Below are 23533 nucleotides of genomic sequence, written 5' to 3'. Positions count from 1 at the left end.
ACCGTCCCAAGGCAAGCCGCGCTTCTAGACCTTTGCTTTGGACGTGTCAATCGGGCAGAACATACTCGACCAGTTCAGTACGCTGAAGCGCCAGAAAATTATCATCTGACACCATTGTGGCCCGCAAGCGGCCCTCGTCGTCGCGCCAGACAGACAAACCTTCGAGGTTGTCATGTGCACCGGTCCCAGTTTGGAACAGAACCTCTTCGGCGCTTGGGGTGTCACCGTCCACCTCCCATCGCCGCAGACGCGAACGGAACCCGATCCAACCGACATCCCGTTCCAAAACGTAAAGCCTTCCATCCGGTCCGAAATCTGCTGCCACCGGCAGAAAGTCCCCCCGTTGCGACAGAACGAAAGGCGTCGACCACGCCTGACCGTCCCACCGATAGACAGGGATATCACCCGTCGCTGTTCGGTTTTCCTCGGGCATTGTGAAAATGTGGCCGCGCTGATCAATGGCCAACGCCTCAAGCGAGCCGTTGACCTCAAAGCCGTCGAACGCCTTGGGCCGCGGCAGAACCTGCGCTTTGTTCCCTGGCGCGGGGTAATACACCACGCGGTGGATACCTTCGAACGAGACGAATAGGGCGCCATCAGGGGCAATGGCTAAGCCTTCGGAATCCCCGACCCCACCAGTCAGAGGGCGTCCTCTGCTGGAAATGAGAGGCCAATTTTCAGTGATCTGAATGTCGGTAATTTCGTCATCATTACGCTCGATCCGTGCGGCAATCAGTGTCGAACGATCGGTCATTCCAATCAAATGGCGGCCATCATCCGAGATGTGGATGGCAGAAATCCCGCCAAACCACTCGGCCGTGTGACGCCATGTAAAACTGCCAAGGTGGTTGGGTGTCTTGAGATCAACTGCCCAAGCCGCTCCGGCCAGTAATACCGCGACGATCAGTTGGATTGCAGAACTTGTGTGCATTGTTGAGGCAGATCGGCCAATCGAAATTCACGCCGTTTCTTGGGCGCTGGGGCATTTGGGTCGGGTGGGGGTGGGTTAAGGATATTATTCACCCATTGTTGCGCCTCGGCACAGCCATCCCCTTTTGGCGGGGAATCTTGATTAACGCAACCTTTGGAACCGCGTGGGCACTTCAGGCGCACGTGGAAATGATAATGATGACCCCACCAGGGCCTGATCTTGCGCAAATAGGCACGATTGCCCTTCTCGTTTTTGCACATTTCCACCTTGGCACCGGGAAAGACGAAAATACGCGCAACACGCTTGTCCTTTGCGGCCTGGCGCAACACGGCATGGTGTTGTTGCGTCCAGTTACCGTTGACAAACGCGCCATTCGACCGGCGCAGGGAAATCGACGAGATATTCTCTCGCGCCTTGCGGCTTAAGCGCATGTTGTCGCCGGGCAGCATCCAGATATCGATGTCCAGACCCAGCTGATGGCTGCGGTGCCCGGATGTCATCGGCCCACCGCGCGGCTGGCTGATATCACCGACGTAAAGCCCGTTCCACCCGGGCTGCTTTGCCGCGAACTTGCTGAGGTCCTGCACATAATCGATCGCCTCAGGATGCCCCCAATTGCGATTGCGTGACAGCCGCATCGCCTGCCATGTCGGTCCCGTTTCGGGCAATTGCACCGACCCTGCAGCGCATCCACGCGAATAACTGCCGAAGGCTGCCGATTTTTGCTGCGAACTTGCTTTCTGCGCCCCGAACAACTGCTTTGCCAGAGGCTGCGCGGTAGCAGTGTTCGTCAGAACAATCGCGGCCAGTATCGTCAAAAAACGTAATAAAATCATCTGCTCTGATCCCCTTCCGGTTTCACCCAGCGCATCAGTATTAGCCCCAGAATAAACAACAGAACGATGGGTGACACCCCCAGTCTTGCACTGCCGGTTACAGTTGTGGCTATTCCGATCAGCAAGGGGGCGGCAAAGGCCGTGGCACGACCCGACAAACCATAAAGCCCAAAGCTCTCGACCGGGGCTTTGGGGTCGGTGTGACGCACCATCATCGAACGGCTGGCGGATTGCAGAATACCGCCCATTCCGCCGATCAGAACCCCGCAGCCAAAGAACACCAGATCAGGCAGGCCGGACCCTTCGGGTAAAGACATGCCAAAGATCTGTGTGCGGTCCATCGACACGATGGTGATACAAACAAAGATCAACACCCAGATGGCCACCAAAATCACCGGTTTAGGGCCGTATTTTTTGTCCAGCTTACCGCCGACCCACGAAAACGCAGCCGCAGCCAGAACGCTGACGATACCAAAGACGCCGATCTTGATCAGGTCCCATTCCAGCACCAGCCGCGCATAAACACCGCCAAAGGTGTAAAGCCCGTTCAACGCGTCACGGTAGAACATGGATGATCCAAGGTAGGTGGCCAGGCTGACCCGGTGGCGCAGATTGGAAATCGACTTGACCAGAAGGCGCAGGGCGTCGCCCACATTGCCATTTTTATCAGTCGGCGCATCATCCCGGACCCACAAGAAGTAGGGGATCATGAACAGAACGAACCAAACCGCCGTGAATGGCCCCACAAAACGTGTGCCCTGTTGCATTGAGGCATCCAACCCAAACAGCGGATCCATCCCGATCAGGGTCTTGCCGTTGGCCTGCTCGACGAACAGCGCCAGCATGACCGCAAGTGAGATCAGCCCACCAAAATAGCCAAAGGCAAATCCTGACCCCGAAATCTCACCAACCTCATTTTCGTCCCCCAAATCGGGCAGCTGCGAATTGATGAAAATCAACGCATATTCCGCGCCAACAAAGCCCAAACCAAAGGCCGACAGCATCAGCCACATATTCGACCCGTCCGGCATCGTGTACCAAAGCGCGGCAGAGCCAACCGCGTACATCACCGAAAACGCGAAAATCCATGGCATTCGACGCCCCGAAACATCGGCCATGGCCCCCATCAACGGCGCGCCAAAGGCGATGATCAGACCAATGATGGTCATGCAATTCGCCCACACCGTCTGCGCCCGCGCGTCGGCTGCGTCGGCATCCAGACCGGACGTCAGATAATACTCTGCCGCAACTCCGGCAAAGTAGGGACCAAAGACAAATGTAACCAGCAAGGTGTGATACGGTTGACTGGCCCAGTCGAAAAACCACCAACCCCAAATGCGCTTGCGCTTGGAAATTTCTGCCATGACTGCCCCTGTTTGTCGTTGTTTTTATAAGACGGGTCTTTGGCCTATTTCGCAAGGGTTCTGTTAGCGCACACTTGCTCTTTGCCGCGCTAGCTACTACCTCTCGCGAAACGTGACTTGGAGAATACGAATATGATGGCAATTTTCGGCCCGATCGACTTGGTATTGAGCATCGCCTATTGGTTCGTCTTGATTCAGGTCATAATGAGCTGGCTGATCAACTTTCAGGTTCTGAACCTTCACCAGCAATTCGTTGCACAGATTTGGTACGGGTTGAATCGGATTCTGGAGCCGATTTATCGCCCTATTCGCAAAGTGCTGCCCGATCTTGGCGGCATCGATCTGACGCCTTTGGTCGTGTTGATCATCATCATTTCACTGCGAAGCTACGTCCTGCCGGAACTCTTTCTGGCCCTGAGCTGAGGCTGATCCCTCTTGTTCACCGAATCTTAGTATGTGATTGTCCTGTCTTAAGAGCAGATAAACCTTAAAACAGGGCAACCCCGCACATGTTCGACGCCGCACCGATGCTGCGAGATGTCTTTGGATTCGATGACTTCCGCCCCGGGCAGGAAGAGATCGTCGACGCCGTGACCGCAGGTGAAAACGTGCTGGCGATCATGCCGACTGGTGGCGGCAAATCCCTTTGTTTCCAACTACCTGCGTTGATGCGGGATGGCGTGACGGTGGTGATTTCCCCGCTGATCGCCCTGATGCGCGATCAGGTGCGCGGGTTGCAAGAGGCCGGCGTTGAAGCAGGTGCTCTGACCTCAGGCAACACACCCGAAGAAACAGATGCCGTGTGGGAAGCGCTGGAGGCCGGGCGGCTCAAGCTGCTTTACATGGCCCCCGAACGTCTGGCGGCAGGGTCGGCGCTGGGGATGCTGCGCCGGATCAACGTCAGTCTGATTGCCGTGGATGAAGCCCATTGCGTCAGCCAGTGGGGCCATGATTTCCGTCCCGACTACCTGCGGATCGGTGAGCTGCGGCGCGCGCTGGGCGTCCCCCTCGCCGCTTTTACCGCCACTGCGGATGCCGAAACGCAGGACGAGATTGTCGAAAAACTGTTCGACGGCACACCTCCCAACAAATTCCTACGCGGCTTCGACCGCCCCAACATCCATCTGGCCTTCGGCACCAAGGATGGCCCCCGTAAACAGATCCTCGACTTCGCCGAAGCGCGCAAAGGCCAGTCGGGCATTGTCTATTGCGGCACCCGCAACAAAACCGAGGTGCTCGCGCAAGCCTTACGCGCCGAGGGGCACTCTGCCTGCCACTACCACGGCGGGATGGAGGCCGATGATCGCCGCATCGTCGAAACCCGCTTTGCCCGCGAAGACGGGTTGATCGTGGTTGCCACCGTGGCTTTTGGCATGGGCATCGACAAACCCGACATTCGATGGGTCGCCCATGCGGACCTGCCCAAATCCATCGAGGCCTATTATCAGGAAATCGGTCGTGCGGGCCGTGACGGTGGCCCTGCCGAGACGCTGACTCTGTTCGGCCCCGACGATATCCGCCTGCGCCGCTCGCAAATCGACGAAGGGTTGGCCCCGCCAGAACGTCGCATGGCCGACCATGCACGCCTGAATTCTCTATTGGGTCTGGCCGAAGCATTGGAATGCCGCCGTCAGACTCTGTTGGGCTACTTCGGAGAACAGGCAGAACCTTGCGGCAAGTGCGATCTGTGTGACACCCCGCCCGAAGTGTTCGATGGGACCACGCCCGTCCGCATGGCCTTGTCCGCGATCCTGCGCACCGAGGAATGGTTCGGCGCCGGCCACCTGATCGACATCCTGCTGGGCAATGAAACCGACAAGATCCGCGCGCGACGTCATGACCAACTGTCGACCTATGGGATCGGCAAAGAGTGGTCGCGCCCGCAATGGCAGGCCATCTTCCGACAGATGATGGGGCATGATCTGGTCCGCCCGGACCCCGAACGCCACGGCGCACTGCAAATGACCGAGGCTGCCAAGCCCATCCTGAAGGGTGAGGCCCGGATCAACCTGCGCAAGGACACATTGCGCAAGGCCGGACGCCGCCCGGCGGTCAAAATGATGGTGTCTGAGGAAGACGCGCCGCTGCTATCGGCCCTGAAAGCCAAACGGCGCGCTTTGGCCGAAGCCGCGCGGGTACCGGCCTATGTCATCTTCCCTGACCGCACGCTAATCGAAATGGCTGAGAAACGCCCCCTGTCTCTGGACGATATGGCCCGAATTGGCGGGGTCGGCGCGAAAAAGCTGGAACGTTATGGTGACACGTTTCTTGAAGTCGTCGCCGGTGAGGTTGAAGCCGTTCATCCCGCGCGCCGCAAATTGGCTGGCCGGGATCAGGGCGATATCTATGACCAGTTGCTTGAAGTGCAGTCGCAGCTGTCACGCGGTCCGGAGGGGATCGACAAGCCGCTAACTTGCTCGGCCTCGCAACTGGCCAAGGTTGCACAATTGCGGTCAGATGACCCGCGCGCGATCGAACATGTTCTGGGTGACCGCCGTCACGAAAGGTTTGGAGCCGCCTTTCTGGACGTGCTGCGACAGACGGACTAGATACGGCGCAGTACAGGCAAGGAAAGAGAGCGGATATGCTGGTAGTTATTTCCCCGGCCAAGCGGCTGGACTGGGCGGAACGGGATGTCGAAGTCACGCAGCCAGACTTTCAGGACGATGCCATCCGCCTGTCGAAAACCGCCCGCAATCTGACACTGGGTGATCTGAAAAAACTGATGGACCTAAGCGATGATCTCGCTCGCCTGAACCGCGACCGGTATCGCGCATTCTCAGACGCGCCCGAGGCGGATGTGACACGCCCCGCCGCGCTGGCCTTTGCGGGCGACACCTATCAGGGGCTTGAAGCTGCGTCGCTGGATGCCGAGGAGATGGCCTGGGCGCAGGATCATCTTCGCATTCTGTCCGGTCTTTACGGTGTGCTGCGCCCGCTGGATTCCATTCAGGCCTATCGGCTTGAGATGGGCAGCAAGCTTAAAACCCGCCGCGGAAAGAACCTGTATGAATACTGGCGCGATCAACTGAGCAAAGCGCTCAACGCGCAAGGTGTTGAGGTTGGATCGGACGTTCTGGTCAACTGCGCCAGCCAGGAATATTTCGGCGCAGTAGACCTTAAAGCACTGAAGCTGCGCGTTATCACCCCTGTTTTCATGGAAGACAAAGCAGGCACGCCTAAGATCGTGAGCTTTTTTGCCAAAAAAGCGCGCGGTGCGATGGCACGGTATGTCATTCAGCACAGGTTGGACGACCCCAAAGGACTGCTGGACTTTGACTCAGGTGGCTATAAATACCGCCCCGATTTGTCTGAAGAAAACAAACCCGTCTTTGTGCGGCCCTATCAGGCTTGATCTAACATCGACGGGTCATAGGCGACGAGTTCAACCGTATTGCCTTCGGGGTCTTCGGTGAAGATACCGCGCCAGCCGATCCATCCGAACTGCTCGATCCGGTAGGGCTGGCCAAGGTGGTCATACCACTGCATCACTGCCTCTTGTTCGTCGAATGGCAGCGACAATGCGATGTGATGCAGGGATGACGCTCCACCCGTCACCGGTTTTTGCGATCCGATAGGATGCAGGCCTGGTCGCGGGGCGGCGGTGTGGTGAAACAGGGCTAGGACCTGCGTGTGGCCACCATATCCGGGCGCAATTTGGAAGAAGGTGATCGCGCTGTTGTGGTCACCGCTAAGACGCTCTAACCCGATCACGTTTTCATAAAACGCGACCATGGCGGCCATATCCACGCAGCGGATGGCAATTTCACCCAGCGCGCGGGGCTGAAATCCACGATCTTCAGACATGGGTTCAATCTAGTCAGCCCGGATTTCCTCTGCAACAACCGGGCAACATTCATCCGGCCTATGGGTCCGAACCATCTGGTGAATCGTCTGCTTTTGCAGCGGTTTGGTCAGGTAGTGATCCAGCCCGGCAGATAAGATTCCCTGATCGTCACCAGCCATCGCATGAGCCGTCAGAGCGACAATAGGAACATGTCGGCCGGTCTCAATCTCGCGGCGCCGGATTTCGGCTGTGGCCTGTTTGCCGTCCATTTTAGGCATCGAGATATCCATAAAGATAAGGTCGGGGTCAAACTCCTGATACTCCTGCACCGCTTCGATCCCGTTGCTGGCAAAGCGCAGGTCGATGTGCAGATCTTTGACCATCTTTTTGAGGATCAGTTGGTTGGTCCGGTTATCTTCGGCCGCCAGAACACGCATGATACGCTGCGTTCCTTCACATGCGGGTTGGTTAGGTGCCTGATTGATCGGTGCGGTCTCCGAAAGCGACTCAACGCGCTGTGGGTGGCCAAGCGCTTTCAGGCGCGCGTATAGCTCAGCCCTGGGGATCGGCTTTTGTAGAACGCCTTCGATCAGGTGGCGCGCGGGGTGGGCGTGAATGACACCGGGATTGGCCGACATCACGACAATCGGCAGAGCGCCCCACCCCCGGTCTTTCAGCAGGACAGCCAGCTCAAGCCCGTCCATGTCGGGCAGGTCATGATCGCACAGCAGAAGGTCCACACTGTCGTTCAGCGCCGTCAGCGCCTCTCGCCCCGACGTGCAAACGGTGACCTGAACCCCTAGCCGCCCTAGCTGTTTGGACAGGATCGCGCAGTTGGCGGCCAAATCCTCGACGATCATCACATGGCGCAGGCGCCCGTCAAGATCGGGCGGGGCAGGTTGCGGGCCTTCAGCGGTCGGCAGTGAGACCCGAAAGCCAAAGCAGGACCCCTGCCCCGGCTCGCTATCCACCCAGATCGACCCGCCCATCAATGTTATCAGCCGTTTCGTTATTGCCAGTCCCAGACCGGTTCCTTCAAAGGCCCGGTTCCGTTCGTCTTCGACCTGATTGAATTCGCCAAAAATGTGCCCGATCTTGTCTTCGTCGATGCCGATGCCGGTATCTTCGATTGCAACATGCACGTCGCAGGATTGGGCATCCGGGTTCGGCACGCCGGTGACCCGGATCAGGACATGGCCCTCGGACGTGAACTTGACCGCATTGCCGACGAGATTGGTCAAAACCTGCCGGACCCGCCCCGGAACGCCAACAAACAATGTGGGCAGGAACAGATCGTAATCCACCAATAGCGTCAGACCTTTATCGCGCACGCTGGGTTGCAGCAGCATCGCGACCTCAATAATGCAGCGTTCAAAGTCGAATTGCTCCGGGTGCAAGGTCAGCTTGTCCGCCTCGATCTTGGAATAGTCCATGACGTCGTTGATAATCACCAAAAGCGCCTCGCCCGAGTTGCGGATGGTGTTCAAATACAGCCGTTGTTCTTCATCCAAAGGTGTTTCGGTCAGCAATTCGGTCATGCCCACGATGCCGTTCATCGGGGTGCGGATTTCATGGCTCATATTGGCCAGAAAGGCCGATTTGGAGCGGTTTGCCGACTCGGCCCGTTCACGAGCAGCGGTCAATTCGGCCTCATGGCGCACGGATGCGGAGATATTCAGGGCCAAGCTCACCACATCGCCACCATGACCGCGCTGGTCGATCAGCTTAATGTAATGGCCGTTCCACAGCCGGATAACCTCGGGCTGGGGGTGTGGCATCGCCCATCTCTGCAGCATTCTATCGCGCCAGCCGGGCGTCGGCTCGGACCCGAGGTCAATCAGCCCCTCAGTCGTCAGAATATCCAAAATCCTCGGATAGGTCACACCCGGCGCAACCTCTTCCAGCCCGTCAAAGACGCTTAAGTAAGCCGCGTTTGCCCCGATCAGGCGACTTTCCTCGTCGAAGAACGCGAATCCATCCTGAATGGTTTGGATTGAATGCCAGAGGCGGCGCTCGGCCACCTCGATTTTGGCGTGGGCGACCGTCAAATCGGATTTAACCTTTTCATTCTCACCCCGGACCGTTTCAACCTCGGCCTGGGTTTCACCGATCCGCTTGGTCAATGCCATCGCATGCAGGCCCAGTTTGCGGTTCGCAGCCGACAGTTCTGCCTGCTTCATTTCCAACAACCGCTCGGCCGCCAGACGTGCGCGCCGTTCCTGTGACAGTTTTCCTGCAAGACTCATCTTTGGTGTTTCCGTGGCAATCTGTGTCCAGCATCCGGGCAGAGAGTGAAGAACTGTTTAAGCCGTTGCCCAATGATCGAACCTCGTGCCACTCTTGCCAAAACGGAGGTGTGATATGCGGGGTTTCTTCGGCGCTTTGTTGGCCTGTGGCGTGTTTGCTCATCCTGTGGCGGCGGGCTGCGCAACGGATGGTCAGATCGATCGGTTCGTCGCGGATTACCTCTCAGCTACGCCCACATCTGCCCTTTCGCCTGATGGCACAATGAAGGACGCGCTGTGCACGCAAGCGCGCATAGTTTTCGCATTAGAGCCACATTTGGGGCCGGTCATCGGCTACAAGGCCGGTCTGACCAGCGCGCCGGCACAAGAAAGATTTGGCGCATCTGAACCGGTTCAGGGCGTATTGTTCCGCGACATGATGCTGGATGACGGCGCGACCGTTCCATCAGACTGGGGTGCGCGACCGGTGTTTGAGGCCGATCTGGTGCTGGTTGTTGGCGACGCGGATATCAATCAGGCCACGTCGCCAGAGGAGGTGCTGCAACACGTCTCGGCCATCCGCCCGTTTATCGAACTGCCGGACCTGACCTTTGCCGAGGGTGAACCGATTACCCCGGTCACCCTGACAGCAATTGGCGTTGCTCCGAAACTGGGCGTTTTGGGTGCAGAAATTCCTGTGTCCGATCCGGCAGCTATGGTGCAGGCCTTGGCTGATATGACCGTCACCCTCCGCGCCGCAGATGACGAGATTCTGGCGCAAGTACCGGGCACAGCGGTACTGGGGCATCCGGCCAATGCCGCCCTTTGGTTAATGTCCAAAGGGATTGAATTTCAACCGGGGGACCTGATTTCCGTCGGATCATTCGGGCCGTTATTCCCGCCTGCAAAGGGTAAAGGCGGGGCATCAGTGTCTTACAACGGCTTGCCCGGCAATCCCACAGTCAGCGTGGTGTTTGACTGACCTGTCACCGCCCCTCGCGCAGCCAGCCCGCCAGAAGGAACCCGCCCGCCAGCAGTAGTACAAGCCAAGGTGGCAATAGCCCGGCCTGCGTCACGTCACGTGTTTCATAGGCGTTGCGCGGGGTCAGACCGATCCATCCGCGCCCTGATGCGGGACGCCCGGCACGTACGTTGCGGATCGACGGCAAACCCTCCTCCAAACGCACCGTACCGCCGCGCAATTCCGCCATCACAGGTTCCAGTACCTCGGCCGTTGCGATCGTACGTTCGAATTCCTTGGGTGCCGCGGGGCCAAGTCCGATGACGGTGGATTGTTCCCCTTCCTGAAGGCGATAGAGGCCGATTTCTGGCCCGAAATACTGTGCTTCGAACCGCCCCGGCGAGACCTCATCCAAGGTAATCTCGACCGTTTCGCCGTTCGGGCGGGTTACGGTTACCGGCCCGACCTCATCCCCCAGCGTCTGACGGATGATGCGCATCACCTGACCATTGGCCTCGGCCCACAAGGCCTCTTCCTCAAGCTCGGGCTCTTTCATCATCCAATGCGCCAACCGGCGCAGCAATTCCAGCTGCGGTCCGCCACCTTCGAATCCCCGGCTCCACAACCAGGCATGGTCCGAAGCCAGCAGCGCCACGCGCCCTTCGCCAACACGGTTGAGCACCAACAGAGGCCGGTCATCCACGCCTGTCATCAACACCTCACCCGTGCGGTGATTGACGTCGATCTGGCGCAGCCAAGCACCCCAATTATCCGAGTCGCCAAGGTCAGTCGTGACCGGATGGCGATGCCCCAAGTCGGTGACCATCGGCACATAGCGCTCCTCGATCACCCGCGCGGTGGGTTGCGCAGGCAGGATTGGTGCCAAAGGCGAGCGGAAGATACTGTCGGCGCTGGCAAAATCCGGCCCGGCAGCAACAAGAACGGCACCGCCTTCGTTGATATAGTTGGTGACGTTGTCCAGATAGATCGCCGGTAGGATGCCGCGCCGCTTGTAGCGGTCAAAGATGATCAGGTCGAAATCGTTGATCTTTTCCAGAAACAGCTCGCGCGTCGGGAAGGCGATCAGCGAAAGTTCATCCACCGGCACCCCGTCCTGCTTTTCAGGGGGGCGCAGAATGGTGAAATGCACCAGATCCACAGAACTGTCAGATTTTAGCAGGTTGCGCCATGTTCGCCCGCCCGGATGCGGCTCACCCGAAACCAGCAACACGCGCAGCCGGTCACGGACCCCGTTCATCTGGATCAGCGCGGTGTTGTTGCGATCGGTCAGTTCGCCCTCAGCCTCTGGCACGGTGAACTGAATCACATTGCGCCCGCCATGGGGCAGCGTGATCGGCAGTTCAACATCAACGCCAATGGGAATCGTGAATTGTTCGGCTTCGGCCCCGTCGACCGAAATTTCGAGCGGCGCGGTCGAGGCCCCAGCGGGCGCTGCACCGCTATCCTCAACCCTTAGGGTCAAGGTGACGGGTTCATCAATAATGGCAAAGGCAGGCGCATTGCGGACGATCAGACGGCGATCCCAATCCGTTGTACGCCCTGTTTGCAAAAGATGCATGGGCGCGGGCAGGTCGGGGGCCTGATCGGCATCATGCACGATGCCGTCCGACACCACCAAAATGCCCGCGATCCGCGCGCGTGGTTCTTCGGCCAACGCTTCGTTCAGGGCCGCCATAACTTGGGTGCCTTCGTCCCCGTTTCCGTCACCTACGCGAATGCGGCGTAGTTCCGTATTGTCACGGGATTCAATCTCGGCCGCCAATTCCTTTGTGGCCTGCGTGGTCTGATCCGCCCGGTCCGAAAGGGTCTGACTGGCGCTTTCATCCTCGATCATCAGAACGATATCGGTCAACGGCGCGCGATCTTCGACCTGGTACACCGGACCTGACAGCGCAGCAATCACAACCAGCGCCGCCAAACCGCGCAAAGCCCAGCCAGACAGACCGCGCCACAGGGCCAGAACAACCCCAGCGACAGCAATCGCCACCACGATGGCGAGAATGGGCCAAGGGATCAGCGGATCGAAGATGACGGTTCCTGTCATTGTCCCAACCTGTCCAGCAAGGCAGGCACGTGTACCTGATCTGATTTGTAGTTCCCGGTCAGCACATGCATCACCAGATTGACACCAAAGCGGTTTGCCAGTTCGCGCTGCCGCTCACCCGCATAGCCGCGGCCAACCGGCAGCAGTGCCTGACCGTTGCGATCAATGGCCCAGGCCGCGCCCCAGTCATTGCCGCCGATCACCACTGGCGTCACGTTATCATTGAGGTTGCGGAACGGCATGCCTTCGATCTGCTCGGCATCCATAGGTGCCGCCTCGACCCAAACTTCGGTGCCCGCGTAGCGACCCGGGAAATCCTGCAAAAGATAGAAGGCACGGGTCAGGACATGATCACGCGGAACAGGCTCTAACGAAGGGATATTCAGCGGGGCCGCGATCTGTTGCAGCTTGCGCCCATTAGGGCTGGCGGCCCCGAAGCGCGCCACATCCGCGTCTCGCGTGTCGAACAGGATCATTCCGCCCGAACGCAGGTAAGCGTTGAGCTTGGCATAAGCCTCAGCCGACGGTTGCGGCTGGTCGGGTGAGATCGGCCAATAAAGCAACGGGAAAAACGCCAACTCGTCCCGTTCCAGATCCACGCCAATGGGTTCAGCAGGCTCTACCGAGGTTCGGAAAAACAACGTCTGAGCCAATCCGCGCATTCCTGCAGCCGCAATTTCGTCAACCTGTTGATCACCCGTCAGAACATGCGCCAGAACCAGTTCCTGTGTGGCGCTCAACGCGAAATCTGTACTTTCGGGCGTTTGCGCCTGTACTTCGGGCACCAGCAAAATCGCCCCCAGAGCGACAGCCGCAGCCCTGGCCAGACCCAGACGACCGGACAACGCCAGCGAGGCGATGACGTCGATCGTCAGTAATAGCAATGCAAGGCTCAGCAGGATGCCCCCAATGGGAGTTTCGGTGCTGACTTCCTGCCCCTTGATCGGAACATCCGACGACCAGACCGCTGGGCTGAGAACCGTTTCATCGGTCAGAACATTACGTGCCAATTTCTTTTTGCCGCTTTCGTAAAGGCCGGGTCGCAGATCGGGACCGATCTGACCGGTCACAAGCTCAACACCATTGACGCCCGGTAGATTTCCGGCATCAGACAGAACACCAAAGCCATCCATAACCTGAATCGGTTCCCACGTGGTGCCTTGCAACTGTGACTCCTGCCGCGATTTCGCCGCTGATGACACCGCCAGCCGGTCCAGCATTTCAACAAAAAGCCCAGACAAGGGAAGGCTGGACCATTCCGCATCCGCTGTGACATGGAACAGTACCACCTGCCCCAAACCCAACGCTTTGCGGGTCACCAAGGGCGTGCCATCCGAAAGTGAGGCAATCACCCGATCCGCCAAATTAGGGTCTGGTTGTGCCATAACTTGCGTGGTCACTGTGACATCTTCAGGCACCTTTAACCCGTAGAAAGGCGAGTTCTCCGGGAAAGGTGCCAGCCCTTTGGCTTCGCCCCAACTCATCGCGCCACCGACCGAGCGTCCACCGCTGCGCAGACGCACCGGCAACAGGGTATCCTCGGTATCCCGGCCAAGATCGCTGGCCGCCATCCGCGGACCAGCAAAACGCAGCAGCAAACCACCCTGTTCCACCCATTCGACCAGCGCCGCTTGTTCGGACCCGGCCAGTTTCGCCACATCGGCCAGCACGATCACATCGGGATTGGCGGGCAGGACTTCCAGCAATCCGCCATCGACAAAGTCCGCCGTAGGGGTCAGAACTTGCGTCAGGTAATGCAACGGCGACAACAGCTCTAACCCTTCGCGATTCAGCAATCCGGCGATCAGGGCGACTTCGCGCCGCCGCAAGCTGTCATCGGTCAGCGTGACGGCCCCTGCCGAACGCTCACCCTGAATCTCAAACCGGGTGATGCGCGCGCGCAGTTCTGAAGGCAGCGACAGTTCTACCTGCGCCTGCGTCTCACCGCTGGCAAACTCCATCTCGGCCGATTGCAGAACACGCATTGCACCGGCGGGGTCACGCCCCTGAGCCAGAATCGTGATGCGATCTGCAGGACCGGGTTCCGCCCGTTGCGCGGACAATTGAATAACCCCGTCCTGATATGTAGCAGGCAGAATCGCAACCGCAGGCGACGGGGCCTGATAGACTGTCACATCACCGCGCGCGCGCAGGGCAGACAGGATCGCCTCGTGCCCCTCGTAGGTAAGGCGATCACTGAACCAATGGGTGTCAAACCCTCCGTCCACCTGACCCATGGCAGCCAGCGCCATATCGACTTGCGCCCGGGTCGGTTGCCACGGTGTCGGGGTCAGCCCGGGTAAACGGCCGCGCCATGCTTCGGCGGCTTGGAAAACGGGGGCTTCAGGTTCGGTCAGGCGCAGGATAGCCACGGTGCGACCCGCGCGCCCGGCCTCGGTCAGCTGCACATTGATCTGATCCAGCGTCGTTGACCAGCGGGTCGCCCCGGCCCAGCTGGCATCCAGCACCAGCAGCAACGGACCCGAGCCTGCCTGATCGCGCGAGGGGTTCAGGACCGGTCCGGCCAATCCAATGATAATCGCCGCCGCCGCCAGCATGCGCAGCAACAGCAGCCACCATGGGGTGCGGTCAGAAACGCTTTCGTCATCCCTCAACCCCAGCAGAAGTGTCACGGCCGGGAACAACCGACGGATCGGCGCGGGTGGCACGGCACGCAAGATCAGCCACAGGATCGGCAGGGTCAAAAGACCCATCAACACCCACGGTGCGGTAAAGCCAATGCCCGCCAGAACAGTCATCCCGTACCCCCATCCAGCGCACGATAGAGCCACAACAAAGCTGCTTGCGCACTGTCATCGGTGTGATGCAGCCCCAGTTGCCACCCCGTCGCACGGCACAGCCGTGTCAGCGCATCCTTACGCTTGGCAAGCCGTTCCAGATACCGCTCACGCAGATCTCCGGCCTTTAGGGTTTCATGGCGAACGGAACCGCCGACGCTTTCAAAGATCGTACGACCGCGATATGGAAAGGTCTCTTCTCCGGGATCAAGAACCTGCAGCACCAAGCCTCGCACCCCACGGTCGGCGGCTTTGGTGAGGGCCAGTTCAACCTCATCCAGCGGACCAAGGAAATCGGAAATGAAAACGGCGCGGGCATGCGGGATCATGGCGCGGTGTTCGGGTGGCGCATAGTCGGACTCAGCATCCTCGGACCACGCTTCTGCCAGTCGGATGACCTGCGCGTTGCCGCGCCGTGGCGGCAGGGTCGTGCCGGTCAGGCCGACGCGCTCACCCCCGCGCACCAGCAGGATCGCGGTTGCCAACCCCAGCAGACGAGCGCGGTCGGCCTTGGTGGACAGGTTCTTGTCGGACGCAAACCGCATCGACGCGCCCTGATCGACCCACAGCATTACCGATTGCGCAATCTGCCACTCGCGTTCGCGCACAAATTGCTGATCGCCGCGGGCTGAGCGCCGATGGTCGATCATCCGGCGGCTGTCGCCGATCTGAGCAGGGCGATATTGCCAGAAGTCATCACCAAGCCCCGCGCGGCGGCGGCCGTGGTCGCCCAGCAGAACGGTTCCGGCCAATTGCTCAGCCCGTGCCAACAACGGCGGCAGCCGGGACGCCTCGGCCTCAGATCTTTCTCGAAGGGTCAGCGCCGCATTCACGCCGCAGCCTCGGTGCGGACAAGACCAGCGGCAATCGAGTCGATCAGGTCAGCCAAACTGTCACCGCGCGCCCGCGCCGCAAAGTTCAACGCCATCCGGTGGCTGAGCACCGGGCGCGCCATATCCAGCACATCCTCGGAATTTGGGGCCAAACGCCCCTGCAGCATTGCCCGGGCGCGCACCGTCATCATGAGTGCCTGCGCCGCACGGGGGCCAGGGCCCCAGGCGACGGTTTCAGCCACCCGTTCGGAAACACCCGCCTCTTCGGGGCGGAAGGCGCGGACAAGATCGAGGATCAGTTCCACAACAGAGTCCCCGACCGGCATACGGCGCAACAGGGTCTGAGCGGCCAACAGCTCTTCCTTGCTGAAAATCTCGTGCGCTTCGTCCTCTTCCACGCCAGTCGTGGCCAAAAGAATATCGCGCTCGGTCTGGCGATCGGGATAATCCACGTCAATTCGAACCAAGAAACGGTCCAGCTGCGCCTCGGGCAGTGGATAAGTACCCTCTTGCTCGATCGGGTTTTGCGTCGCCAATACGTGGAATGGTTCACCCAGATCGCGGTCTTCGCCAGCCACAGTCACAGTGCGTTCCTGCATCGCCTGCAAAAGCGCTGACTGAGTCCGGGGGCTGGCCCGGTTGATTTCGTCCGCCATCAGCAGCTGACAGAAGATCGGACCGGAAATAAAGCGAAAGTGGCGGCTGCCATCCTCGGCTGTGTCCAGAACCTCGGACCCCAGAATATCGGCGGGCATCAGGTCGGGTGTGAACTGGATGCGGTTGCCGTGCAGACCCATCACGGTCGACAGCGTTTCAACCAGCCGCGTCTTGCCAAGCCCAGGCAGGCCGATCAGCAGGGCGTGGCCACCGCACAACAGGGCGGTCAGCGTCAGGTCCACGACCCTTTCCTGTCCGATAAAGCGACGGGTGATCGAGGCCTTGGCCTCTTGCAGTTTGATTTCCAGCGCTTCGATCTCGGACACGAGGTCGGCAGGTTCGGTCATGACTTTCCCTTCCGTGGACTATTATGGTTGAAGTGTATCGCGCGAAAAGGAAATGGCAAAAGCAATGAGCGGACAAAAACCTGTGACCCCCTCTCCGGACGGGCTGGCGGCCTCGGTCAAAGCGGCCAAAACCAGGGGTTTACCCCCTGTTCACCTGTGGAATCCTCCGTTTTGCGGCGATCTGGACATCCATATCGCAAAAGATGGGTCTTGGACTTATTTAGGGTCGCCGATCAACCGGTTCGAGCTTGTGAAGCTTTTTTCCTCAATTCTTAAGAAAGAAGACGGGAAATACTACCTTGTGACCCCGGTGGAAAAGGTGGGAATCACTGTCGAGGATGCGCCCTTTGTGGCCGTGGATTTTGACGCGACAGGCGAGGGTCAGGCCCAAGTACTGACATTTACGACCCGTGTTGGTGATACCGCGATAGCTGGTCCTGATCACCCGATCCGGATTGTCATCGATCCCGAAACAGACGAGCCGTCACCTTACGTATTGGTTCGCGCAAATCTTGAGGCGCGCATAGATCGCAAAAGCTTTTATCGCCTTGTGGACATCGCAACGCACAAAGATGGCTGGTTTGGCGTCTGGTCCGGTGGGCAGTTTTTCCCGCTTGTCCGGTCGGACAGCCTGACCGACTAGGCCGGTTTTTCGACCCGACGGTCCTGTGCCAGAACAACAGCCATCGCGACAACCCCTGCGCCCAGCGCACGGGTCCAGTTCCACTCTTCGCCCAGCAGCAGCATGATCAGCATCACGTAGAAGGGGGCGACATTGATGTGAAAGGACGTAAGCGCGACGCCCAGTTTGCCAATCGACGCAACAAACAGGATCTGGCTGAGCGCCATGGAAATCAGCGAATAGATCGCCAGCATTCCAATTTGGCGCGAGTCTATAGAAATGGACGGCACGATATCCATGCCCAGATGATGTGCTCCGGTCATCAGGATGGTTGCCATGAAGAATCCGCCAACAAAAGTAACCGCTGCGCGCCCGGTTTGGCTTAATTCGGGGAAATCTCGCGAGGTTGCCTGGCTTCCCCAGCAAAACAGGGCTGTCGCCGCAACGGCACAGGCAGCGCCCAAACCCAACTGTGCCGGGGCTACCGCGCTGGTGGCGATCAATCCGCCCACTACCGAGATTAGAACCCCAACAGCAAAATTCCACTTGAGTCGCCGAGTACCAGACGCAAGTTCCAACAGTGTTGCAATCAATGGCGCGCATGAGGCAATGATGGCCGTTGTGACCGGGTCAGTCAGTTTTTGCGCCACGATCAGCAGGAACATCCCCAGACCGATACCAAACCCGCCGACAACAAACGCATGTCCCCAACGGGCGCGCAGAACCCGTTCCGGGCCATCTATCATGACCCAAATCGGGAGTAGAAACGCAACAGCCATGGCCATGCGCGCGACCAACAGCGCAACTGGCGGCCATGTCTGCAACAACACCTCGGCCGCCGGAAACCCAGCCGCCCACGTCAGCATGGACGCCACTGCCAAGCCGTTGCCGGACAAGGCCAAATTTTGCCCGGCAGACGCAGAAAGGGCGTTCCCGCGCGCGGGGTCTGGGCTCATCGCCATATTGTTCGAACCTTTTGTTGGCACGGCGTTCTGAAATGATTCGCCGCGTTGCCCCGACCCTCGCGGATAAAGTCAGCCCGATCTGGTCGAATTTCGACAAACTGTCGTTTTCAGTCTCTTTCGTTGAAATCGCCTCGCGGATAAAGTCAGCGCACCAGCTAACCAGAGGCCTCCGATGCCAAAATTCGCAGCCAATATCTCTCTGCTCTTTGCCGAACTTCCCTACCTGGACCGGTTTCAGGCCGCAGCAGAGGCTGGGTTCAAGGCGGTCGAGATTCTGTTTCCCTACGACCTGGCCGCCAAAGAGACACACCGCGCGTTGCTGGCCAACGGTTTGGATCTGGTGCTGATCAATGCGCCCCCGCCCAATTACACCGGAGGTGATCCCGGTTATGCCGCTGTTCCCGGTGGTGAAGGCCGGTTCCAGTCGGATATCCGCCGCGTTTTGCGCTATGCTCAGGTTCTCCGCCCGGGGCTGATCCACATCATGTCAGGCTATTCCTCGGGACCGGACGCGTTTGAATGCATGGTGCACAACCTGCAATGGGCGGCCGACCTTGCACCGCAACAACAGTTTACGATCGAACCGCTCAACCCCGTGTCTCAGCCCGATTACTTCCTCAATGATTACAACCTGGCTGCTGATATCCTGGATCGTGTAAGCCGTCCAAATGTCGGCCTGCAATATGACAGCTTTCACGCCCATATGATCCACGGAGATGCGCTGCAGGTTTGGGAACAGTTTCATCCAAGGGTCGTACATGCCCAGGTCGGAGCCGCCCCGGACCGCTCTGAACCGGGACGCGGTCCGACGGACTTCGCTCAGCTTTTTAATGCTATGACGTCATCGGGATATTCCGGCTGGGTTAGTGCCGAATACACCCCGTCAACATCCAGAACCGTGCATTCACTGGGCTGGATGTGACGGCAGACTCCCTATTCCGTCTGGCAATCAGGGCGAAAATACCTAAAACCGGGGCATCGCGACCTTAAGGATTCCCGAAATGATCCCTGCCCGCTTTGCCCACGCTGTGTTCGGACTGATCATGTCCGGCCTCATGTCCTGTATCGTCACCTGCATCGCCACGGCCAAAGCCGTGGGATTCGGACCATCCACATTTGGCGACTGGATGGCGTCCTGGGCTTTTTGCTGGCCGATTGCCTTCGCTGTTATCCTCACCCTTGGCCCAACAGTGAAACGCATGGTCGAGGGCTGGGTCAGACCGCAGGGCTGACCCGCTGCAAAGAGGGCCCGCCGGGCCTAATGAGCAGCGCCGCACCCATTTTTTGCGGCTAGTGTGCCTCGGCCCAGTTGGCACCCTGTCCGGCATCCACGCTCAGCTTGACGTCCAGCTTTACAGCCGGATCAGATGCGCCTTCCATCACGTCGCGCGCCACCTCGATCAGTGGGTCCACAGCATCCTCGGCCACTTCGAACAGCAGTTCGTCGTGCACCTGCAGCAGCATTTTTGCAGGCAACCCGTTGATCGCATCCGGCATCCGCACCATCGCGCGCCGGATCACATCCGCCGCCGTTCCCTGAATCGGCGCATTGATAGCCGCCCGGCGCGAGAACCCCGCATGCGGCCCCTTGGCATTGATCTCGGGCGTATGAATTTTGCGCCCGAACAAGGTCTGCACATAGCCATGTTCTTTGGCGAAGGCGACGGTGTCGTCCATGTAGCGACGAATACCCGGAAAGCGTTCAAAATAGCGGTCGATGAACCCCTGTGCCTCGGCACGCGGGATGCGCAGATTGCGCGCCAACCCAAAGCCTGAAATGCCGTAGATCACACCAAAGTTGATCGCCTTGGCCTGACGGCGGATATCCGGCGTCATCTCGTCCAGCGGCACATCGAACATCTCGGACGCGGTCATGGCGTGAATGTCCAGCCCGTCGGAAAACGCCTGTTTCAGGGCCGAAATATCCGCGATATGGGCCAGAATTCGCAGCTCGATTTGGCTGTAGTCAAAGCTGACCAGCACATTGCCCGGCTCGGCGATAAACGCCTCGCGAATACGGCGGCCTTCCTCGGTGCGCACGGGGATGTTCTGCAGGTTCGGATCGGTCGAGGCCAAACGCCCGGTGTTGGCTCCAGTGATCGAATAAGACGTATGCACCCGGCCCGTATCTGGATTGATATGGGTCTGCAGCGCGTCGGTGTAGGTCGATTTCAGCTTGCTCAGTTGCCGCCAGTCCAGTACTCGGCGCGGCAATTCATGCTCGGTCGCGAGGTCTTCGAGAATGTCAGCCCCGGTCGAATACTTACCGGTCTTACCCTTTTTGCCGCCTTCCAGACCCATCTTGTCAAACAGGATCTCGCCCAGTTGAGCGGGGGAACCGACGTTAAAGTTCTCGCCCGCCAACTCGTGGATTTCAGCCTCTAATCCGGCCATTTTCTGGGCAAATGCGTTGGACATCCGGCTCAGCACATCGCGGTCAACCTTGATGCCGTGCATTTCCATCTCGGCCAAAACCGGCACCAATGGACGTTCGAGCGTCTCATATACCGTTGTCACCTGCACCTGATGCAGTTGCGGTTTGAACAGCTTCCACAGGCGCAGAGTTATATCGGCATCTTCGGCCGCATAGGCGGTCGCCTCATCAATCGGCACCTTGTCGAAAGTGATCGCCGATTTACCCGAACCCAGCAGCGGTTTGATCGGGATCGGCGTGTGGTTCAAATAGCGTTCGGACAGCGTGTCCATCCCATGCCCATGCTCGCCGCCATGCATTGCATAGGACATCAGCATCGTGTCATCGATTGGCGCCACGTTCACGCCGTAGCGGACGAAGATCTTGGCGTCATACTTCATGTTCTGCCCGATCTTCAGGATCGACGGATCCTCTAGCATCGGTTTCAGCAGCTTCAGAGCCTCATTTACGGGTATTTGCCCCTCGGCCAGTGCGTCTGAGCCGAACAGATCGTCGCTGGCGCTTTCGCGATGGATCAGCGGAATGTAACACGCCTCGCCCGGCTCAACCGACAGAGAGATGCCGACAAGATCAGCTATCATTTCATTCAGGCCAGTGGTTTCCGTGTCCACCGCGATCCAGCCGCGCTCATACGCCTGATCGATCCATTTTTGCAGCGCACCCGCATCCCGTACGCATTCATATTTTGACGCATCAAAGGGGATAGCTTCAGCTTCGACCACCTCAGCAGCCGGCGCAGGCGCATCGGCAATCGCTGGCGCTTCGGCACCCAGCTTGTCCGCGATCCGCTTGGTGAGCGTGCGAAACTCCATATCTGCCAGAAAACCCAGCAAGGTGTCAGGTTCGGGATCTTTCACCTCAAGATCGTCCAGCGTGAAATCCAGCGGTGTGTTTTCGTCCAGTTGCACCAGTTTCTTCGACAGCTCGATCTGGTCGCGCTTTTCGATCAGGGTCTGGCGGCGCTTGGGCTGCTTGATCTCTTCGGCGCGGTCCAGCAGCGTTTCCAGATCACCGTATTCGTTGATCAGCAGGGCGGCCGTCTTGACCCCAATGCCTGGAGCCCCAGGCACGTTATCGACGCTGTCGCCCGCCAACGCCTGCACATCGACCACCCGTTCAGGGCCAACGCCGAATTTCTCAATCACGCCATCGCGGTCGATGCGCTTGTTCTTCATCGCATCCAGCATTTCGACACCGCCGCCAACCAGCTGCATCAGGTCCTTGTCCGAGCTTACGATTGTCACACGCCCGCCCGCCTCACGCGCCTGCACAGCAAGCGTCGCGATGATGTCGTCGGCCTCGTATCCCTCCAACTCTTTGCAAGCGATGTTAAAGGCTTTCGTCGCTTCGCGTGTCAGGGGCATTTGCGGGCGCAGGTCCTCGGGCATCGCTTCGCGGTTGGCCTTGTAGAGGTCATACATATCGTTGCGGAACGTGTGCGAGCCTTTGTCGAAGATCACCGCCACATGGGTCGGTGCGTCCGGGCCAGCGTTCCCTTCGACATATTTCTGCAACATGTTGCAAAAGCCAGAAACCGCGCCAATCGGCAGCCCGTCCGACTTTCGCGTGAGTGGCGGCAGCGCGTGATAGGCCCTGAAAATAAAGGCCGATCCGTCAATCAGATGCAGGTGACACCCTTTTCCGAAATTGCTCATGCGCGCGCTCCGTTCTGGTTGGAAACGGTTCTGCCACAGGCCCGCGCGGGTGGCCAGCAAAGAAGGTAGTCAATCCACACAAGAGGCCGGAAAACTGTGCCGGAACGTTAACGCAGGCCGTCAATCACGCGACGCGGAATTCCTGCCCGGTTCTATCCCAGATCAGCCCCACACGCTCGGCGATGCCGTTCATCTGCTTGTGCAGCGACCGGTCGTTCAACCTGCGGCTCAATGTGCGCAAGGGAACAAGATTGCGTTCTCCATACCCGTCGATCAGCAGAAACATCCGGGTTTCGTTGCGCAGCCCGTAGACAATGTTGGTCTCGTGAATATCGCGGGCAACAATTTGAAGCTTAAACAGTTTTTTGGCAAAACTGTTCAATTCATTCAGAACATCATCGCTCAGCGCTCCATCCTCGCACAACTTCGCAAGGGGATGTGCGAGCTGTCCGTCATCGGATTCGATCCGCTCCACAACGATCGCCGGGCCAATGTCGGTTTGCGCTATGCCAAAACACCGCGCCAAGGGCAGTTGCTCGATGTCGGTGCCGCTTTTCAACGCCGCCTTCATCTCACCCTCGATTTCCTTCAGCGCATTGCGGAATACAGAATCGGGCAGAAGCCGCCGGATCAACCGTTTTGCAAAAGATCGGTTGGGCCGTTTGCGCGGGCGCGTCACCTTTACCAATAAGTGGGATTGCCCCGGACAGGCATACACGTCTCGATGCCCGCCACTGGCAATCGGGTCCTGATCGGACACCTGCAAAAGCTGCACTGCAAAAAGCATCCGGCCTCCGAATTTATTGCGCGTCGTGCTCCGACAGTACGTATTTGCAATCGCAATACGGGCACTCGACCCAGCCGGTATCTTCGGGGATCTGCAACCAGACACGCGGGTGGCCCAACGCGCCTTCACCGCCGTCACAGGCAACACGTGCGGTTTCGACGAATTTGGTTTCCGGTGCATCAAGTGTCACGGCTGGCGATCCTTCATTGGTTGTCGGCCTCGCGGGCATGCATTAGGTGCGTTTATGAGCGATGAGCAAACCGGGG

General features: G+C 58.9%; 20 protein-coding genes. 7 read left to right on the top strand and 13 right to left on the bottom strand.

The features are described from left to right. Nucleotides 1-46: 46 nt before the first annotated feature. Genes DHN12_RS09610 through DHN12_RS09600 form a run of 3 tightly spaced genes read right to left on the bottom strand, consistent with a single transcriptional unit; the run spans nt 47 to nt 3131 of the window. Nucleotides 47-931, bottom strand: a complete 885-nt coding sequence (locus DHN12_RS09610) for an esterase-like activity of phytase family protein (protein ID WP_108860003.1) — start codon at nt 929-931, stop codon at nt 47-49. After that, nucleotides 904-1767, bottom strand: a complete 864-nt coding sequence (gene mepA / locus DHN12_RS09605; protein WP_108860002.1) for a penicillin-insensitive murein endopeptidase — start codon at nt 1765-1767, stop codon at nt 904-906. Before mepA ends, DHN12_RS09610 begins: the two co-directional genes overlap by 28 nt. Continuing rightward, the gene (locus DHN12_RS09600) at nt 1764-3131 is read right to left on the bottom strand and encodes an MFS transporter (protein ID WP_108860001.1); all 1368 of its coding nucleotides are present in this window, start codon (nt 3129-3131) and stop codon (nt 1764-1766) included. Before DHN12_RS09600 ends, mepA begins: the two co-directional genes overlap by 4 nt. A 132-nt stretch (nt 3132-3263) precedes the next feature. Between DHN12_RS09600 and DHN12_RS09595 the strand changes: the two genes are divergently transcribed. From DHN12_RS09595 to yaaA, 3 genes are all read left to right on the top strand, one after another. After that, nucleotides 3264-3554: a YggT family protein gene (locus DHN12_RS09595; protein ID WP_108860000.1), complete on the top strand. Its 291-nt coding sequence runs from the start codon at nt 3264-3266 to the stop codon at nt 3552-3554. 86 nt (nt 3555-3640) lie between these two features. Further along, complete coding sequence (gene recQ / locus DHN12_RS09590; protein ID WP_108859999.1) at nt 3641-5680, top strand: DNA helicase RecQ; 2040 nt, start codon at nt 3641-3643, stop codon at nt 5678-5680. 35 nt (nt 5681-5715) lie between these two features. Then, nucleotides 5716-6486 carry a peroxide stress protein YaaA gene (gene yaaA / locus DHN12_RS09585; RefSeq protein WP_108859998.1) on the top strand — a complete coding sequence of 257 codons (771 nt, stop codon included), beginning with the start codon at nt 5716-5718 and terminating at the stop codon, nt 6484-6486. Here yaaA and DHN12_RS09580 read toward each other — a convergent pair. Next, on the bottom strand, nt 6477-6938 hold the full coding sequence (locus tag DHN12_RS09580; protein ID WP_108859997.1) for a VOC family protein: 462 nt from the start codon (nt 6936-6938) through the stop codon (nt 6477-6479). The genes yaaA and DHN12_RS09580 overlap by 10 nt on opposite strands. A 9-nt stretch (nt 6939-6947) precedes the next feature. After that, nucleotides 6948-9164 (bottom strand): response regulator, encoded by a 2217-nt coding sequence (locus tag DHN12_RS09575; RefSeq protein ID WP_108859996.1) that lies wholly within the window; start codon nt 9162-9164, stop codon nt 6948-6950. 115 nt (nt 9165-9279) lie between these two features. Between DHN12_RS09575 and DHN12_RS09570 the strand changes: the two genes are divergently transcribed. Continuing rightward, entirely contained in the window at nt 9280-10125 is an 846-nt protein-coding gene (locus DHN12_RS09570; protein WP_108859995.1) for a 2-keto-4-pentenoate hydratase, read from the top strand. Between the two features lie 4 nt (nt 10126-10129). Here DHN12_RS09570 and DHN12_RS09565 read toward each other — a convergent pair whose 3' ends face one another. The 4 genes from DHN12_RS09565 to DHN12_RS09550 are packed head-to-tail and all read right to left on the bottom strand — an operon-like array spanning nt 10130 to nt 16804. Then, complete coding sequence (locus tag DHN12_RS09565) at nt 10130-12169, bottom strand: hypothetical protein (RefSeq protein WP_108859994.1); 2040 nt, start codon at nt 12167-12169, stop codon at nt 10130-10132. Beyond that, the gene (locus DHN12_RS09560; RefSeq protein WP_108859993.1) at nt 12166-14928 is read right to left on the bottom strand and encodes a DUF4159 domain-containing protein; all 2763 of its coding nucleotides are present in this window, start codon (nt 14926-14928) and stop codon (nt 12166-12168) included. The genes DHN12_RS09565 and DHN12_RS09560 overlap by 4 nt, the downstream gene beginning before the upstream one ends. After that, a complete protein-coding gene (locus DHN12_RS09555; protein WP_108859992.1) occupies nt 14925-15800 on the bottom strand; it encodes a DUF58 domain-containing protein in 876 nt (291 codons plus the stop codon). The genes DHN12_RS09560 and DHN12_RS09555 overlap by 4 nt, the downstream gene beginning before the upstream one ends. Further along, nucleotides 15797-16804: a MoxR family ATPase gene (locus tag DHN12_RS09550; RefSeq protein WP_108859991.1), complete on the bottom strand. Its 1008-nt coding sequence runs from the start codon at nt 16802-16804 to the stop codon at nt 15797-15799. The genes DHN12_RS09555 and DHN12_RS09550 overlap by 4 nt, the downstream gene beginning before the upstream one ends. Nucleotides 16805-16868: 64 nt before the next feature. On the opposite strand from DHN12_RS09550, the gene DHN12_RS09545 reads away from it, so the two are divergent. Beyond that, a complete protein-coding gene (locus DHN12_RS09545; RefSeq protein ID WP_199913491.1) occupies nt 16869-17447 on the top strand; it encodes a DUF1285 domain-containing protein in 579 nt (192 codons plus the stop codon). Here DHN12_RS09545 and DHN12_RS09540 read toward each other — a convergent pair. After that, complete coding sequence (locus DHN12_RS09540) at nt 17444-18388, bottom strand: DMT family transporter (protein WP_234416607.1); 945 nt, start codon at nt 18386-18388, stop codon at nt 17444-17446. The genes DHN12_RS09545 and DHN12_RS09540 overlap by 4 nt on opposite strands. A gap of 175 nt (nt 18389-18563) precedes the next feature. Here DHN12_RS09540 and DHN12_RS09535 point away from each other — a divergent pair, with 175 nt between their 5' ends. Next, on the top strand, nt 18564-19313 hold the full coding sequence (locus DHN12_RS09535; protein WP_108859989.1) for a hydroxypyruvate isomerase family protein: 750 nt from the start codon (nt 18564-18566) through the stop codon (nt 19311-19313). Nucleotides 19314-19392: 79 nt separating this feature from the next. Next, on the top strand, nt 19393-19623 hold the full coding sequence (locus tag DHN12_RS09530) for a DUF2798 domain-containing protein (protein ID WP_108859988.1): 231 nt from the start codon (nt 19393-19395) through the stop codon (nt 19621-19623). 58 nt (nt 19624-19681) lie between these two features. On the opposite strand, the gene polA is transcribed toward DHN12_RS09530, so the two are convergent. From polA to DHN12_RS09515, 3 genes are all read right to left on the bottom strand, one after another. Continuing rightward, on the bottom strand, nt 19682-22480 hold the full coding sequence (polA, locus tag DHN12_RS09525) for a DNA polymerase I (RefSeq protein WP_108859987.1): 2799 nt from the start codon (nt 22478-22480) through the stop codon (nt 19682-19684). Between the two features lie 124 nt (nt 22481-22604). Continuing rightward, complete coding sequence (locus tag DHN12_RS09520; RefSeq protein ID WP_108859986.1) at nt 22605-23267, bottom strand: YrbL family protein; 663 nt, start codon at nt 23265-23267, stop codon at nt 22605-22607. Nucleotides 23268-23280: 13 nt separating this feature from the next. Next, on the bottom strand, nt 23281-23457 hold the full coding sequence (locus DHN12_RS09515; RefSeq protein ID WP_108859985.1) for a zinc-finger domain-containing protein: 177 nt from the start codon (nt 23455-23457) through the stop codon (nt 23281-23283). Nucleotides 23458-23533: the final 76 nt, after the last annotated feature.

The organism is Ruegeria sp. Alg231-54, from assembly GCF_900143525.1.
Taxonomy (GTDB): Bacteria; Pseudomonadota; Alphaproteobacteria; order Rhodobacterales; family Rhodobacteraceae; genus Ruegeria.
Note: the sequence above shows the minus strand (reverse complement) of the source record. Positions and strands in the feature narration are given on the sequence as shown.